The organism is Marinobacterium marisflavi (assembly GCF_982447095.1).
Genome location: NZ_OZ457898.1, coordinates 2,597,814 through 2,611,856 on the forward strand (window position 1 = coordinate 2,597,814; position 14,043 = coordinate 2,611,856).

Sequence of the window (14,043 nt, forward strand, 5' to 3'; positions counted from 1 at the left end):
GCAAAGCACGTTCCAACATCAATGCTGTTTTCAGTTTCGGCACGCCCTTTGCTAACACAGTAGTAACAATCTATTTAGGTGTTCAGCTGGCAAAGCTGAACATCGGGCAATGAAGCCCAGCACTCCCTAACGGAGCGCTGGGCTTTTTTATTGGAGTTTCCCATGTCAGCACTCAGTCTGAATCGCTACGCACGCACCCTGAATGATTCCAACAAATCTGCACGAAACACGCTTTTTAGCGGATTTAAACGCCTATTTAGCAACAAATCGGGGCGCGTAGATCTGGTGGGTGCAGGTCCTGGCGATCCGGAGTTGCTCACACGTAAAGCTTGGCGCTTAATGCTGGAGGCCGATGTTATCGTCTACGATGCCCTCGTCAGCCAGGCAATGTTAGCCGAGCTTCCGGACTCTATTCGGCAGATATATGTCGGTAAGCGAGCGGGGCAACACTCATCCAGTCAGGCTGAAATCTGCACCCTTATAGTGCACCTGGCAAAGCAGGGCCATAAAGTAGTGCGCCTCAAAGGCGGTGACCCACTGGTTTTTGGCCGCCTAGGTGAGGAGTTAGATGCGCTTTTGGCAGCTGACATCCCCTACTCCGTTGTTCCAGGCATCACATCGGCATCTGGAACTGCAGCTAACCTGGGTTTCTCACTTACAGAGCGGGAGATTGCCCCGCGCCTTCGCTTGGTAACAGCCCAATTTAGCCGCGAGAGAACTCACAACTGGCGGGAGCTGGCTCAATCTGGCGAAACGCTTGTCTTCTATATGGGGCTCTCAAAGGTGGCACAGATCAGCGCAGGCCTACTGGGGGCCGGCCTGCCAAGCGAGCATCCGGTTTTGCTGGTAGAGAACGGTACACTGCCGGAACAGCGTACGGTAAAGACCTCTCTCGCACAAATGGCCCAGGCTGTGGAGAAGCACCAGCTTAAAGCACCGACACTCATCTACATTGGCGAGGTGGTAAATCAGCGCCCGCTTCTCACAGACAAGACGACGGTAATCGCTCAGTAAACTGAGTTCTGGATGATTCGCCTGTAGGAGCGCACTTAACGTGCACGATTGTTGCTCTCGGTCTCTCATCGCGCAGCAAGCTGCGCTCATAAACGGGATTGGAACTGCCTAAAAAGGCCACCACCAAGATGAGGAGCCCAGGCTGCTTTTACAGTTTTTCAACTGTGCGCCGTACATCTGCGCGTTGCGCTCAACCTTTTTCGCCACACCAATCAACCACTGCTTCTTGTTGTAGCTCTTCTTTTTCCAGCCGCCGTGGCCCTCATGATAGGCCAGATATTGGTTATAGGCATCCCACTTGGAGATTCCCAGCGTGCGCTGCGAAATACTTGTGTACCAACCCATAAAATCGACTGCATCTGCGTAATTCTCGCGACTAGCAAACCAGCGACCGGTCTTATCCTTGTACCAATCCCAGGTGCTATCTTTAACCTGCGCGTAGCCGTAGGCGCTGGAGATACGCCACCACATCGGGATACCCAAGAGTGTATCGCGTGGCGGAGCGGCATCATGCTTGAAGCTGGACTCCTGGCGCATGATGGCTAGCTGAACCTGAATGGGTAGCCCGTAACGCTTCTCCACATCCAGTGAAGCATCAAACCAGTCTGGCTTCTCCTGGAAGATATAGCAGGCATTCTCAACATTAGAGGGCGGACTGGTAGCACAGCCCACTAGCAACAATGTCCCTAATAAAAACCCTAAAGCTCTCATGAAACCCATATCCATGTGGGTCGCCTCTTGAGGCGACAATTAACCAATATATAGTCGGCTTGAAAGCCGACCTACTTTTGATTCAACTAGAGGGCTGAGTGACCCAGAACGCTTTGGAGGCCTGCCGCGCGAGAACTAAACCGTAAATCAACTCATTACGCGGCACGCTGATATTGTGGCGTGCAGCGGCTGCAACAATATAGCCGTTGAGTGACTCTATCTCTGTCTCGCGATCAGCTCGCACATCCTGCAGCATGGAGGGCTGATGGTAAGTGTGCTCCTGCGCTGCGAAGTCAATCATGGTATGCAGCGCACCTGCATCGACCATGGCACCCTCGGCGTGCGCCACCGCAATGCCCTCGTCAGCCAGCGCATGTGCCTGACTCATCAACTGAGGCGTTCGGTAGACCAGCCCTGGCGGAGCATCCGCGAGGGCACAGATACCGTTCATCGCCACATTGAAACAGGCCTTGTGCCATACTCGGGTGCGAACCTCTGACTCGTACTCAGTGGTCAATCCTGAGGCGTTCAGCATCTGCGCAAGCTCTTGTCCCGCGGCTTGCTGTTTTGCGTTTTGCGGATCTAGCGGGCCCAGCCAACTAGTGTGTGCACCGTGCGACCGGACATGACCCGGTGCAACAAGCGTTGATGGAATCAGTGTGACGCCCTGCAACACTTCACGCCCACTCAGCTCAGCCAAACGTTCAGCATTTCCCAAGCCGTTTTGCAGGGTCACTATGACGGCCTCGGGGCTCAATTTAGGCAACACAGCATTGAGCGCCGCCTCGGTTTGATAGGCTTTGGTGACGAGCATCACAAAGCGCGCATCACTGGCACTGTCGAGTTGCGCAGCTGAGAGCTGAACAGTTTGATTGCCGGCATCCAACTCCATCAACAAACCACGCTTCGCGATCGCCTCAGATGTAGCCGCCGAGCGATTAACCAACTCCACCGAATAGCCCTGTGCAGCCAGGTGGCCGCCCACCAGACAGCCCACAGCACCAGCACCCAGAATCATTACGTCATTCATCACAGCTCCCTATCGGCTGTTGGTTGAGTCAAATATTTTGTCGGCGTTCCCTTCCACAAAGCCCTGGAACAGAGCTCCATCGGATTGAGGATAGCGCAGCGCAAACTCGTAGAAACAGGTTGCAATCAGGTGATCATCGCCGTCAGCAAACTCAACCTGCTGCTTATCTGCAAGTGTCGAGGCTTGCTCAAGGAACACCTCAGATGAGCCTTTTATCTCACCGCCGACGGTATTCAGTGCAAAACCTGCCTCTTTAACCGCCTGCACAACCTGCTGCAGCGTTCTGTAGTTCTCTAAATGATTTACACTGATCGTAAAGTGGTTGGCCCGTAACCCGATTGCCAACAACCAAGCGGCATATTCGCTCTCGGCTAACAGAGCCTGATATTCAGCCCAAGTTGGCATAGCCCAAGCCCGCCCTGAGTAAAAAACAGTGCTATCTAAAACTGCATCAGAGATCTGCTCAGTATAAGCCGCCAGAATGGCTTGCGCGCCCTCGCTTAACTCATTGACCAACAACTCAGACAGGAAAATCTTCGGTACACCCGATTGCGGATGAATATAGGAGCGCGCACGCAGCTTTTTCTGCTCAAAACGGTACTGCCCTTGAACCTGGTAGCCCAACGCCAACAGCAGCGGTTCGAGCCGATTAAGTTCAACAGGCGTTTGTGCGAAAGTTCGAAAAGCGACGTGGTCATTAACCACTCTACTCTCTCTGGCAAAGAGGTCTTGAATGATCTGCGCCTGCGGCGCGAGATACAGATAATCCTGCCAGAGCGCATCGAAAAACTGATCTGTATTCATAGTACCTTTATACGCTATTCAACACTTAAGCTGGAGATAAAATCGATCGCCGCACGAATACGCGGGATGCGCTCCGTACTCTGATGGTAGACGAGATAGAACTCACGTTCACGGTCAGCTTCGGGCAGCAGATGGACAAGGTCGTCAGCGGGCGATAACAAGAAGCGGTGCAACATTCCAATACCCAAACCTGCTTTGACCGCCTCCACCTGACCAATCGGCGAATAGATTGCCGCCTGAGATTGCCATGCAGTATAGACGGCCTTGGGAATATTCAGTTTTTCGGAAAATAGCAGATCCTCAACATAACCCACCAACCGATGCTGCCCAAGCTCGTCGAGTGACTTTGGTGCTCCCTGTTTCTCGATATAGCTCGGCGCAGCAAAGAGCCCAAGACTGTAGCCGCCGAGTAAAATAGAGTCGAGCTTAGCTTCGCTTGGCTTACCCACCATCACAGCTATATCCGCCTCACGCCTAGACAAGGAAAATCCACGTGACTGCGGTACAATTTCCACGCGAAGCTGTGGGTTCGGATCCAGCAGACGCCCAAGATTTGGTGTCAGCACACGCAGCGCAAAACCCTCGGGAGTAGCGATACGCACGGTACCGCTAACGGAGTTGGTATCTGTGCCGAAAATCTCACCCGCGGCCTCTATCTCGGCCTCGGCCCGCTCAAGATACTCCATCAGGCGTACTCCCTCATCAGTGAGTTTCAACCCTTTAGAGTGACGCGTGAACAGCGGTGTGCCAGTGCGCTGCTGCAGATAGGAGAGATGGCGCGACAGTGTAATAGTGGAGATATTCAGACTCTCTGCGGCCCTGCCCAAGGTGCCGCTACGCGCCACCGCCAGAAAATAGCGCGCATCTTCCCAATTAAATGTTCTAGGTTGCATAAGATCTCCACATCCTGTGTAGGAGCGAGCGCAGCACGCGACCCTAAAATCGCCACCTCTTGGAGGGGGCTCCTACTGCACCCCTACAAGATATATCATTTTTGATACATCATACACAAAACATTTTCTATTGTTGCAACATATTTGATGCTGTCTAATAGCCGCATACAAACAAAGGAGACACAGCATGTCTATCGTGGGTAACTTCATCGGCGGCCAGCACGTCGCTTCAAACTCAGGTCGTACAGCACCTGTATACAACCCCGCTACTGGTGCGCAGACAAAAGAAGTTGCGCTCTCAACTGCAGACGAAACGCGTACTGCCATTGCGACAGCACAGGAAGCATTCAAGAGTTGGAGCAAAGTCACTCCCCTACAGCGCGCACGCGTGATGTTCAAGTTTAAAGAGCTGGTAGAAGCGAACGCCGATGAACTTGCTGAGATGATCACATCAGAGCACGGTAAAGTATTCTCTGACGCAAAAGGCGAACTGACTCGCGGTCTGGAAGTTGTTGAGTTTGCTTGTGGTATCCCTCACCTGCAGAAGGGCGAGCACAGCCTGAACGTTGGCCGTGGAGTAGATAGCTACAGCCAGATGATGCCAATGGGTGTGTGTGCGGGCATCAGCCCGTTCAACTTCCCAGCAATGGTTCCAATGTGGATGTTCCCAGTTGCAATCGCCTGTGGTAACACCTTCGTAATGAAGCCCTCTGAGAAAGATCCTTCCACGACTATGCGCCTCGCTGAGCTGCTGAAAGAAGCAGGCCTGCCAGACGGTGTATTCAACATCGTAAACGGCGACAAAGAAGCGGTAGACGTTCTACTGACTGATGAAGCGGTACAGGCGGTAAGTTTTGTAGGTTCTACTCCAATCGCTGAGTACATCTACTCAACGGCGAGCGCGCACGGCAAGCGTGTACAAGCCCTAGGTGGTGCCAAGAACCACATGATCGTAATGCCAGATGCTGAACCATCACAGGTTATCAGCTCGCTGATGGGTGCGGCATACGGTTCTGCTGGTGAGCGCTGCATGGCGATCTCTGTTGCGGTATGTGTAGGCGACGAAGTTGCTGATCACCTGATCAAAGATATGACTGCAGAGATCGAGAAGATGTCTGTCGGTAACGGCATGACCTCTCCAGAGCCACATATGGGCCCTCTGGTAAGCCGTGTACATGCAGATAAAGTTCTAGGTTACATCGATTCAGGTGTAGAAGAGGGTGCAACTCTGGTCGTTGATGGCCGCAACTTCAAAGTTGTTGATCACGATAACGGTTACTTCGTTGGCCCAACCCTGTTCGACAACGTTAAGCCTGGCATGCGCATCTACAACGAAGAGATCTTCGGCCCAGTACTGGCGGTTGTTCGCGTAAGCAGCTACGAAGAGGCTCTGAAACTGATCAACGACCACGAGTACGGTAACGGTACTGCGATCTTCACCCGTGACGGTGACACTGCTCGCAACTTCTGTGAAAACGTGCAGGTCGGCATGGTTGGCGTAAACGTGCCAATCCCAGTACCTATGGCATTCCACAGCTTCGGCGGCTGGAAGCGTTCACTCTTCGGCCCACTGCACATGCACGGTCCAGATGGCGTACGTTTCTACACATGCATGAAGACTATCACTGCACGCTGGCCAACCGGCCTAAGCGCAGGCCCAGAGTTCTCTATGCCTACAATGAAATAAGCGATAGCTGAACTAAAAAAGGCGACCTCATAAGAGAGTCGCCTTTTTTATTGGTCCATGCAGGAGGGGTGTTCGCGAATGCGTATTTCCCGACTTTGCTTGAACTACAAATGGAGTCAGACCACCCAGGGTCAAGCTAGTCTCCCGCGAAATAGGGCTTCGCCCTATTTCGCTCCTAAATAAACGAGCAACTCACCTGCCCTAGAATCCCAAAATCTCCGACTACCGTATCACCCGGCTTGATCGGCATGGGTACGGTAGTGGTTCCGGTTGTAACGATCTGACCGGCTTGCAGCGTAATTCCGAGCGAGCTCAACTCATTCACTAGCCACACTAGCGCAGCTCGTGGATCGCCCAACACGTTAGACCCCTTACCCGGAGCATCCGGCAGACCGGTTACCCGCCCGACCGTCTCATGCGCAGCCAGATCTAGTTCACGCCAAACCTCTGGCGCTTTAGGGCCCAGAATGAAGTTGTAGGCGCAGGCATTGTCGGCGATTAGTTGCGGGCCGCCAGCCGTGACAAAATCTTCGAAACGCGAGTCAGGTGTCTCTATCGCTAGGTGAAGATCTGATACCGCCTCGAGCACTTCTACCATCTCGTAAGGGAGCTCACGCGGCTCAAGATCGCGCCCAATTTTGAACGCAAATTCAGCCTCAGCCACGGCCATGCGATTGGCACCAAAGGGTATTGCGTCACCATCCTGATATACGGTCTCTGCAAACACTCGGCCAGCTATTGGACCATCAATACCAATATGCGCCTGCCCTGCAGCACTGGTTGCCGCGATCTTCCAACCAAACACCGGCCGGCTGGAGAAGCCTTCGAGCTGCTGTTGAATTTGATAACCCTCATCGCGTGATGTCGGACGCAGTGCGTCAGGCATAGCATCTATCACCTCACCCGCTTTCCAGCTTCTATCCAGAAGTTCTGCGGCGGCACGTGCACTCTCAAGCTTCATCCCAGGGATCTCCTCAAATCGATGACGCTCAGCTTAGCAGATGGTGTACAGTGGAAAACAGAGATAAGCCAACAGACTAGAGTGTGAAAATGAAACGCGATACCATCCTGTTTGATATCAATGAAACCGTACTCGATCTCAGCTCGCTGAAGCCCCTGTTTGCCAAGCATTTTGGCAGTGAAGCGATTACCGCAACCTGGTTCTCTATGCTGCTGCACAGCTCCAATGTTTGTGCGTTAACGGGCGTGAAGAGCGATTTCGGCTCATTGGCCGGGATCATGCTGGAGACACTGGCAGCGCGCATGAAGCTAGCGCTGAGCGCCGACGCCAAACAGGAGATTCTGGGCGCTTTCGCTACCCTACCCGCTCACCCGGATATGCGAGCGGCGTTGGAGAAACTGAAAGCCGCTGGCTACCGCGCGGTCGCGTTCACCAACTCATCGATCAACTTGGTAACATCCCAGATCAGCAATTCAGGTTTGATGGAGCTTTTTGATCAGCGCATCTCGGTAGAGTCGACCGGTAGTTTCAAACCCGATCCGAAGGTATATCACTTTGCTGCCGAACAGCTCGGACAACCGATAGAGCAGCTGCGACTCATCGCCACCCATGACTGGGATACACATGGGGCACTGAGCGCGGGCATGCAGGCTGCTTATATAGACCGTTCAGGCGCACCCTACCACGCGCAGTACTTAAAGCCAGATGCCTTTGCCACAACGATGACGGAGCTAGTCGAGCAGATTATTGCGCTGGACGCTGGCTAAGCTGAGAGAGCCGCAGCGCCAGCATCACGCCAACCAAGGAGAGCAGACCAGTCATCCACCAGGTGTAACTCCAACCACCCATCTGCACGGCCACCCAAGCAAACAGCGGTGGTGTGCTGAGCTGCCCAAAGGCAGACACCTGCTGCACCCAACCGATAGTTGTAGGCACCAGATCCGGCCTTGGTGCGCGCTGCACGGCAACGGCAAAGAGCACTGCCGGTATAATACCGCCGATCCCTGAGAAGCTCAGTACCGCCGCAAATTGTAGCCAGACTAAACCTGAAAATAGCGGCGAGTAGGCCAGCCAGGTCATACAGCCCATTAACACAAAGACGAGCATAATAAGCCGCTCGCCCCCAAACCCTCTGTGAAGCAAGCGTCCACCCAACACATTTCCAACTGCATTCATCATAGCAACCAGGGCAGTGAGCAGTCCGATCCATAGGCCGCTAATACCCGCTTCGGCATAAATAGTCGGTAGAAATCCGATGACTGCCAGCCACTGGCCTGAATAAGCCCCGAACATGATCGCCAGTAACCAAGGGCTCTGCTTACGAAGGACATGCCCAAGATTTTCAAACAGATGCCCCAAAAAACCCGCTTGCGTACTCCCCTTGGGTTTCTGATCCACCGCCGGACTGATCTGTCCGCGCACCCAAATTAACGAAACTAGCGTAAGCACCGCACTGGCCCACCACCAGATATGCCAGTCAAAGTACTCCAGCAGCAAAGGGCCAAGGAACATCGCGCCACCGGCACCCAGCCCCATAAAGGTGCCCCACCAACCGATCGCGAGGTTTAGCCGTGCTGGCGGCACCAACGCACGCATCAAACCCGGCCCAGACAACACCACGAGCACGAACCCCAGCCCTTCTACTACCCGCAGTAGAAGCATCATCGTTGAGCCGGTCGAAAAACCACCCAGAAAACTACCGACCGTTAGCAGCGATAGCCCCGTCAGCACAGCCCGGCGCAGCCCAATACGCCCAACCGCAAAGCCCCAAAATACACCAGAGCTCATACCGACAAACTGAACTAACGACAGCAACAAACCCGCTTCAACCAACGAGATACCCATCTCGGACTGAAGTACAGGGATAGCGGGTGCTAACTTACCAATATGAAAAGCGGCTACGATGCCGGCGAAGAGAACGACCCATTCAGGTGCAATTGAAGTGCGCTTGGTCACAAGCTAATTTCCAAACCGAATTTCTCTCATTCTGCCGCATGTCATGAGATCTGCAAACCATTAACGGAGAGAGTCTACCCGCAGGTATTTTCCCGAGTCGCTGCTGGCCATCCATGGGCGCTCCGTGTTTTACATCCCTGTAAAACAAGGCTCGGGAAAACACCTACGGGCAGACCTTGATCCTTAGCTAGTGCATACAACTGAGATCAAAAGAGACCGAAAATTGTCGGGCGCTGATCTCGCGGAAGGGGGAATCAGGACTCTTGATTTACAAGGATGTAAATCACGAAGCGACCCATGGATGGTTCAAGCGGGTCCTGATCCCCCTTGCGGGAGATCAGCAAAGCGCATGAGCTTACTTCAAATCTTCGTAAGGAAGACCCACGTACTGCTCGGCAATGACCTTACGACCCGCCTCACTCTGCAGGAAGTAGTTCACTTCAGACGTCATGAAGCGATCGCGCATCTGTGGATCCATAGCGCTATCACCGGCCTCGTCACCGAACTCGTGTAGCAGACTCGTGAGCCACCAACTGTAACGCTCGGCATTCCATACGCGACGTAGAGCGATCTCTGAGTACTGCTCGGTGCAGCTTTTGTCACCCTGCTCGTACACGCGGCGGAAGATCTTTAACAGCGTTGCCACATCGCCGGCTGCAAGATTGAGGCCTTTGGCACCCGTTGGTGGAACGATGTGAGCAGCATCGCCGACGAGGAACAGATTTCCATACTGCATTGGCTCACAAACGAAAGAGCGCAGAGGCGCAATGCTCTTCTCGATGCTTGGGCCGGTCTGCATATTAGCGGCGACTTCAGGCGGTAGGCGTTTCTTCAGCTCTTCCCAGAAAGCGTCGTCTGACCAGTCTTCAACTTTGTCAGTCAGTGGCACCTGCAGGTAGTAACGCGAGCGTGTGGGAGAGCGCTGGCTGGCGAGGGCAAAGCCGCGTTCGTGTTTGGCATAGATGAGCTCTTCGTGACAGGGAGGCACATCAGCCAACAGACCCAACCACCCGAAGGGGTAAACACGTTCAAATTCAGTACGTAGCTCTGCTGGAATAGTCTGACGAGATACACCATGGAAGCCGTCACAGCCGGCAATGTAATCACAATCCAGACGGTACTGCTCGCCCTCATGCGTGAATGTTACATAAGGTGTGTCGCTCTTTACGTCCATTGGCTGCACGTCAGATGCTTCGTAGTAGGTTGGCAGATTCGCACCGCTACGAGCCTCCATCAAATCCTGAGTGATCTCGACCTGTCCGTAGCACATCACGACGTCACCGCCGGTCAGCCCTTTGAGGTCAACACGGGTATCCTTGCCCTGCACGGAGAAGATTACACCTTCATGAACATGACCCTCAGTCTCCATGCGCTGCTGCACGCCAGCCTCACGCACGAGGTTAACAAAGCCTTGCTCAAGAATACCCGCACGAATACGACCCAAAACGTACTCACCGGTAACACGCTCCAGAATAACGTTGTCGATACCGTATTTGTGCAGCAACTGACCCAGCAACAAACCGGACGGACCGCCGCCGATAATCGCGACCTGTGTTTTTATCGTTTTCATCTGACACTCTCAAACTTGGATTTATCACTCAGTGCCTACATTTTGCTCAGATAGAGCGGGTACGCACAGGTAGATATCAGACAAAGAATTGTACTTTTCCGTTAATATATAGCTTTAATTGACTAAATACTGCGATTTAGGTGTACTTTGCCGGAGGAATACTTCATCACCTTTGAGAGGGGCGCGTATTTCGATCGCGCAGCGTAGCTACGCTCATACAGGGGTGATTAGAGTAAGAGCGCAGCTAGGCTACGCGATTAAAGCGAGTCGTCGGGGGCGTCGTAGTGCTGGTCGCGGAACTGACCCGGAGCGCTGCCGGTTGCACGCTTAAACGCGCGGGAAAAGTAAGCAGGGTCTTTAAAGCCCAAATCAAAGGCGACCTCATCCAGACTCGCCCGGGTGTAGATAAGACGACGTTTCGCCTCCAACATAAGACGCTCTGCTATGAGGTTTTTTGCGGTGCTGTCAAAAGCCACTTTGGATTGACGATTGAGGCGATCAGCACTCATACCCAGCTCCTTGGCATAACGCTCGACCGTCCAGTGCTGCCGGTAGCGCTCCTCAATGAGTTGTCGAAAGCGCCGCATAGCCACTGAAAGGGTTTGCATCCCACCGGCCTCGGCATCCACCTGATCTAAGCGCCGCTTGAAGGTTAGCAGAGCGGCTCTGGTCAGCCACTCACACATCAGAGAGCGTCCTGCATCTGCACGTTCTAGCTCGCGGCCAATCTGCTCAAACAGTAAGACCAACTCGCCAAGTAGAGGATCCGACTCGGCATAGCATGTGAAATGGGCCTGTTCGAATAAGGCCGATAACTGCTGATGGATACGCGCCTCAGACGCCAAGACCATCGGTTCGGCCAACGTAAGCACATAACCTGAGGTGTTGGGCTTGAATTTAAAACCATGCACGACACCGGCCGGGACAGAGATGACACAGGGTTCAGCACTTGTATAGATCTGCTCATCCAAGCGAACCTCAACCTCACCCCGGCGCATGATCAGTAACTGAAACATATGAGCATGACGGTGCGGCTGAATCTGCCAGGCGTTCACACTGGAGCGGCTAGCGATGTTCTCGAGGTGGACGAACTGAGGATTGTCAGAGTCGGCCTCACCATAGAGGCCAAAAAGAGGGATGGCTGCAGTAGGCTTCGCGTCGGTCGCCATCACTACCCCTAGCTTACGCCTTAGCTGCGTTAAGCTTCTGCAGCAGCGCGAGCAGTTGATCGCGCTCCTGCATATCAAGATTGACTAACACACGCTCCTCTTGATCCTTCACTTTATCTTCCGCAGAGGGGTACCAGGAGAGACAGTACTCAGTGGCATAGAGAGCATAAGATCGTCGATCGTTAGCAGATGGACGACGCTCAATCAGGTTCATCGACTCTAACTTATCGATGGCCGCCACCATCGCGGAGCGGTCTGTATACAGCGCTTTTGAGACAGCAGTCTGTGTCAGCCCGGGGTTGTGGTACACGACCTCCAGCACAGCGAATAGCCCAGGGCTGAGACCTAGATCAGCACAAGCCTCGGAAAAGCCAGCGAAGAAGCTGAGCTGAGCGCGGCGCACATGATAACCGAGCAACTCCTCGAGTACTCCCATGTTCACTTCTGCTGCTGCACGCTTACGTCCTGCCATGACCTCTGCCCTATCCAAATATGTAGTTTCAGAAACAAGTGTAACTGAAAATTGTTGGATACATAAACAGTTTGTATAAGAAGATTTTAATTGATTAAGACCATAATTGTTTATATCTTTAACAATTATATAACGCACCAATATTCACCACGACGTGAGTGTGCCGACCGATCACAAATAGGAAGAAGATAATGAGCGATTACACCTACATTCAATTCAGCATCAATGACGGCATCGGCCACCTACACCTGAACCGCCCAGAGAAGAAGAACGCGATCAATGATCAGCTCTGCCTGGAGATCGAACAGGTGTTCATCAACATGCCTGAAGATGTACGCGTGGTTATCTTCTCAGGTGCCGGTCCAGAGTTTTGTTCGGGACTCGATCTGGCTGAGCACAAAGCGCGTCAGGGTTTGGATGTCGTTAAGCACTCAAACATGTGGCACCGCACCTTCGGGCACATTCAGAACTCTGGTCTACCGGTTGTTGCTGCAATGCAGGGCGCTGTAATTGGTGGCGGCCTTGAGCTGGCAACCTGTGCCCATGTCCGTGTCGCTGAAAAAGGTACTTACTACCGTCTGCCAGAAGGTCGTCACGGTATCTTCGTTGGCGGTGGTGCATCACGTAACGTTGCCCGTGTTATCGGTGCTGGTCGCATGACTGAGATGATGCTGACCGGTCGCGATGTTGATTCTGAAGAGGGTTACCGCCTGGGCCTGTCACACTATGTTGTAGAGAACGGCCAGTCACTCGAAAAAGCCAAGGAGCTGGCTGCCAGCATTGCTACAAACTCACCTTACTCTAACTGGGCGATGACTACTGGCCTGCGCCACATCGACTCTATGTCTCACGATGACGGTATGTACACCGAATCACTGCTGTGCGGTATTACCCAGACTCACCCGGACGTTGTTGCACGTCTGGAGAAGTTCCTCAACCGCAAGAAACAGCCACAGCAGTAAGAGTAGTCGGAGTTCAGCATGCAGATTCAAGACAAACTCTTTCTGGTCACCGGCGCAGGCTCTGGCCTAGGCGAAGCGGTAGCGCGTCGCCTCAGTGCCATGGGCGCCAAGGTATGCATTGCCGATATTAACGAAGCGGGCGGTCAGCGGGTTGCTGCGGATCTGGGCGGTTCAGCCCTCTTCTGCAAAACCGACGTGGTTGATGAAGCCTCAGTAGAGAGCTGCATCGCTGCGGCTACCGGGAAGTTCGGCGCACTCTCAGGTGTTATTCACTGCGCCGGTGTAGGTGGTGCTAAACGTGTCGTTGGCCGCGACGGTCCGCACGATCTGGCAAGCTTCCAGCGCATCGTTAACATCAACCTGATCGGTACCTTCAACATTACGCGTCTGGCTGCCAATGCAATGCAGAGCAATGAACCAGGCGAATCAGGCGAACGCGGCGTGATTGTTAACACTGCATCGGTTGCCGCCTTTGATGGTCAGATCGGCCAGGCTGCTTACTCAGCATCCAAAGCCGGTGTGGCAGCGATGACTCTGCCAATCGCGCGTGAACTGGCCAAACTCGGTATCCGCATCATGACTGTTGCACCTGGTCTGTTCCGCACACCACTGATGGACGAACTACCTGAAGAGGTTCAAGCTGCATTGGGTGCTTCAGTACCCTTCCCATCGCGCCTGGGTAAACCAGATGAGTTTGCGATGCTGGCCCAGCAGATTATCGAGAACCAGATGCTGAACGGTGAAGTGATCCGCCTCGATGGCGCGATCCGCATGGCGGCCAAATAAGACACAAACGATAAGTAGGAGCAGATCA

At 53.5% G+C, this 14,043-nt stretch carries 14 protein-coding genes; 5 read left to right on the forward strand and 9 right to left on the reverse strand.

Features of this window, described 5'->3' with window-relative positions; genetic code table 11:
* Positions 1-162: 162 nt before the first annotated feature.
* A complete protein-coding gene (gene cobA / locus AC1WNR_RS12805) occupies positions 163-1,014 on the forward strand; it encodes a uroporphyrinogen-III C-methyltransferase (protein WP_481644883.1) in 852 nt (283 codons plus the stop codon).
* Positions 1,015-1,122: 108 nt separating this feature from the next.
* On the opposite strand, the gene AC1WNR_RS12810 is transcribed toward cobA, so the two are convergent.
* The 4 genes from AC1WNR_RS12810 to AC1WNR_RS12825 form a co-directional block, all read right to left on the reverse strand.
* The gene (locus AC1WNR_RS12810; RefSeq protein ID WP_481644884.1) at positions 1,123-1,740 is read right to left on the reverse strand and encodes a transglycosylase SLT domain-containing protein; all 618 of its coding nucleotides are present in this window, start codon (positions 1,738-1,740) and stop codon (positions 1,123-1,125) included.
* Between the two features lie 67 nt (positions 1,741-1,807).
* Positions 1,808-2,755 carry a ketopantoate reductase family protein gene (locus AC1WNR_RS12815; protein ID WP_481644885.1) on the reverse strand — a complete coding sequence of 316 codons (948 nt, stop codon included), beginning with the start codon at positions 2,753-2,755 and terminating at the stop codon, positions 1,808-1,810.
* A gap of 9 nt (positions 2,756-2,764) precedes the next feature.
* Entirely contained in the window at positions 2,765-3,559 is a 795-nt protein-coding gene (locus tag AC1WNR_RS12820) for a 2-oxoadipate dioxygenase/decarboxylase family protein (protein ID WP_481644886.1), read from the reverse strand.
* A 14-nt stretch (positions 3,560-3,573) separates the two neighbouring features.
* A complete protein-coding gene (locus AC1WNR_RS12825; protein ID WP_481644887.1) occupies positions 3,574-4,452 on the reverse strand; it encodes a LysR family transcriptional regulator in 879 nt (292 codons plus the stop codon).
* Between the two features lie 187 nt (positions 4,453-4,639).
* On the opposite strand from AC1WNR_RS12825, the gene AC1WNR_RS12830 reads away from it, so the two are divergent.
* Complete coding sequence (locus AC1WNR_RS12830) at positions 4,640-6,139, forward strand: CoA-acylating methylmalonate-semialdehyde dehydrogenase (RefSeq protein ID WP_481644888.1); 1,500 nt, start codon at positions 4,640-4,642, stop codon at positions 6,137-6,139.
* Positions 6,140-6,314: 175 nt separating this feature from the next.
* On the opposite strand, the gene AC1WNR_RS12835 is transcribed toward AC1WNR_RS12830, so the two are convergent.
* On the reverse strand, positions 6,315-7,100 hold the full coding sequence (locus AC1WNR_RS12835) for a 2-keto-4-pentenoate hydratase (RefSeq protein WP_481644889.1): 786 nt from the start codon (positions 7,098-7,100) through the stop codon (positions 6,315-6,317).
* Between the two features lie 89 nt (positions 7,101-7,189).
* Between AC1WNR_RS12835 and AC1WNR_RS12840 the strand changes: the two genes are divergently transcribed.
* Positions 7,190-7,867: a haloacid dehalogenase type II gene (locus AC1WNR_RS12840; RefSeq protein ID WP_481644890.1), complete on the forward strand. Its 678-nt coding sequence runs from the start codon at positions 7,190-7,192 to the stop codon at positions 7,865-7,867.
* Here AC1WNR_RS12840 and AC1WNR_RS12845 read toward each other — a convergent pair.
* The 4 genes from AC1WNR_RS12845 to AC1WNR_RS12860 form a co-directional block, all read right to left on the reverse strand.
* Positions 7,845-9,056, reverse strand: coding sequence for an MFS transporter (locus AC1WNR_RS12845; RefSeq protein WP_481644891.1), 1,212 nt, complete (start codon positions 9,054-9,056; stop codon positions 7,845-7,847). The two genes, AC1WNR_RS12840 and AC1WNR_RS12845, sit on opposite strands and share 23 nt — an antisense overlap.
* A gap of 355 nt (positions 9,057-9,411) precedes the next feature.
* The gene (gene pobA, locus AC1WNR_RS12850; protein WP_481645394.1) at positions 9,412-10,617 is read right to left on the reverse strand and encodes a 4-hydroxybenzoate 3-monooxygenase; all 1,206 of its coding nucleotides are present in this window, start codon (positions 10,615-10,617) and stop codon (positions 9,412-9,414) included.
* A gap of 266 nt (positions 10,618-10,883) precedes the next feature.
* Positions 10,884-11,795: a helix-turn-helix domain-containing protein gene (locus AC1WNR_RS12855; protein WP_481644892.1), complete on the reverse strand. Its 912-nt coding sequence runs from the start codon at positions 11,793-11,795 to the stop codon at positions 10,884-10,886.
* Positions 11,796-11,808: 13 nt separating this feature from the next.
* The gene (locus tag AC1WNR_RS12860; protein ID WP_481644893.1) at positions 11,809-12,267 is read right to left on the reverse strand and encodes a MarR family winged helix-turn-helix transcriptional regulator; all 459 of its coding nucleotides are present in this window, start codon (positions 12,265-12,267) and stop codon (positions 11,809-11,811) included.
* Positions 12,268-12,458: 191 nt separating this feature from the next.
* Between AC1WNR_RS12860 and AC1WNR_RS12865 the strand changes: the two genes are divergently transcribed.
* Positions 12,459-13,229 (forward strand): crotonase/enoyl-CoA hydratase family protein, encoded by a 771-nt coding sequence (locus AC1WNR_RS12865; RefSeq protein WP_481644894.1) that lies wholly within the window; start codon positions 12,459-12,461, stop codon positions 13,227-13,229.
* An 18-nt stretch (positions 13,230-13,247) separates the two neighbouring features.
* A complete protein-coding gene (locus AC1WNR_RS12870) occupies positions 13,248-14,015 on the forward strand; it encodes a 3-hydroxyacyl-CoA dehydrogenase (RefSeq protein ID WP_481644895.1) in 768 nt (255 codons plus the stop codon).
* The last annotated feature ends 28 nt before the right edge of the window (positions 14,016-14,043 follow it).

Excerpts from the sequence above, each read along its gene's own strand:
- cobA (WP_481644883.1), top strand. The coding sequence starts at position 163 with ATGTCAGCACTCAGTCTGAATCGCTACGCACGCACCCTGAATGATTCC.
- AC1WNR_RS12810 (WP_481644884.1), bottom strand. The coding sequence starts at position 1,740 with ATGGATATGGGTTTCATGAGAGCTTTAGGGTTTTTATTAGGGACATTG.
- AC1WNR_RS12815 (WP_481644885.1), bottom strand. The coding sequence starts at position 2,755 with ATGAATGACGTAATGATTCTGGGTGCTGGTGCTGTGGGCTGTCTGGTG.
- AC1WNR_RS12820 (WP_481644886.1), bottom strand. The coding sequence starts at position 3,559 with ATGAATACAGATCAGTTTTTCGATGCGCTCTGGCAGGATTATCTGTAT.
- AC1WNR_RS12825 (WP_481644887.1), bottom strand. The coding sequence starts at position 4,452 with ATGCAACCTAGAACATTTAATTGGGAAGATGCGCGCTATTTTCTGGCG.
- AC1WNR_RS12830 (WP_481644888.1), top strand. The coding sequence starts at position 4,640 with ATGTCTATCGTGGGTAACTTCATCGGCGGCCAGCACGTCGCTTCAAAC.
- AC1WNR_RS12835 (WP_481644889.1), bottom strand. The coding sequence starts at position 7,100 with ATGAAGCTTGAGAGTGCACGTGCCGCCGCAGAACTTCTGGATAGAAGC.
- AC1WNR_RS12840 (WP_481644890.1), top strand. The coding sequence starts at position 7,190 with ATGAAACGCGATACCATCCTGTTTGATATCAATGAAACCGTACTCGAT.
- AC1WNR_RS12855 (WP_481644892.1), bottom strand. The coding sequence starts at position 11,795 with ATGGCGACCGACGCGAAGCCTACTGCAGCCATCCCTCTTTTTGGCCTC.
- AC1WNR_RS12860 (WP_481644893.1), bottom strand. The coding sequence starts at position 12,267 with ATGGCAGGACGTAAGCGTGCAGCAGCAGAAGTGAACATGGGAGTACTC.
- AC1WNR_RS12865 (WP_481644894.1), top strand. The coding sequence starts at position 12,459 with ATGAGCGATTACACCTACATTCAATTCAGCATCAATGACGGCATCGGC.
- AC1WNR_RS12870 (WP_481644895.1), top strand. The coding sequence starts at position 13,248 with ATGCAGATTCAAGACAAACTCTTTCTGGTCACCGGCGCAGGCTCTGGC.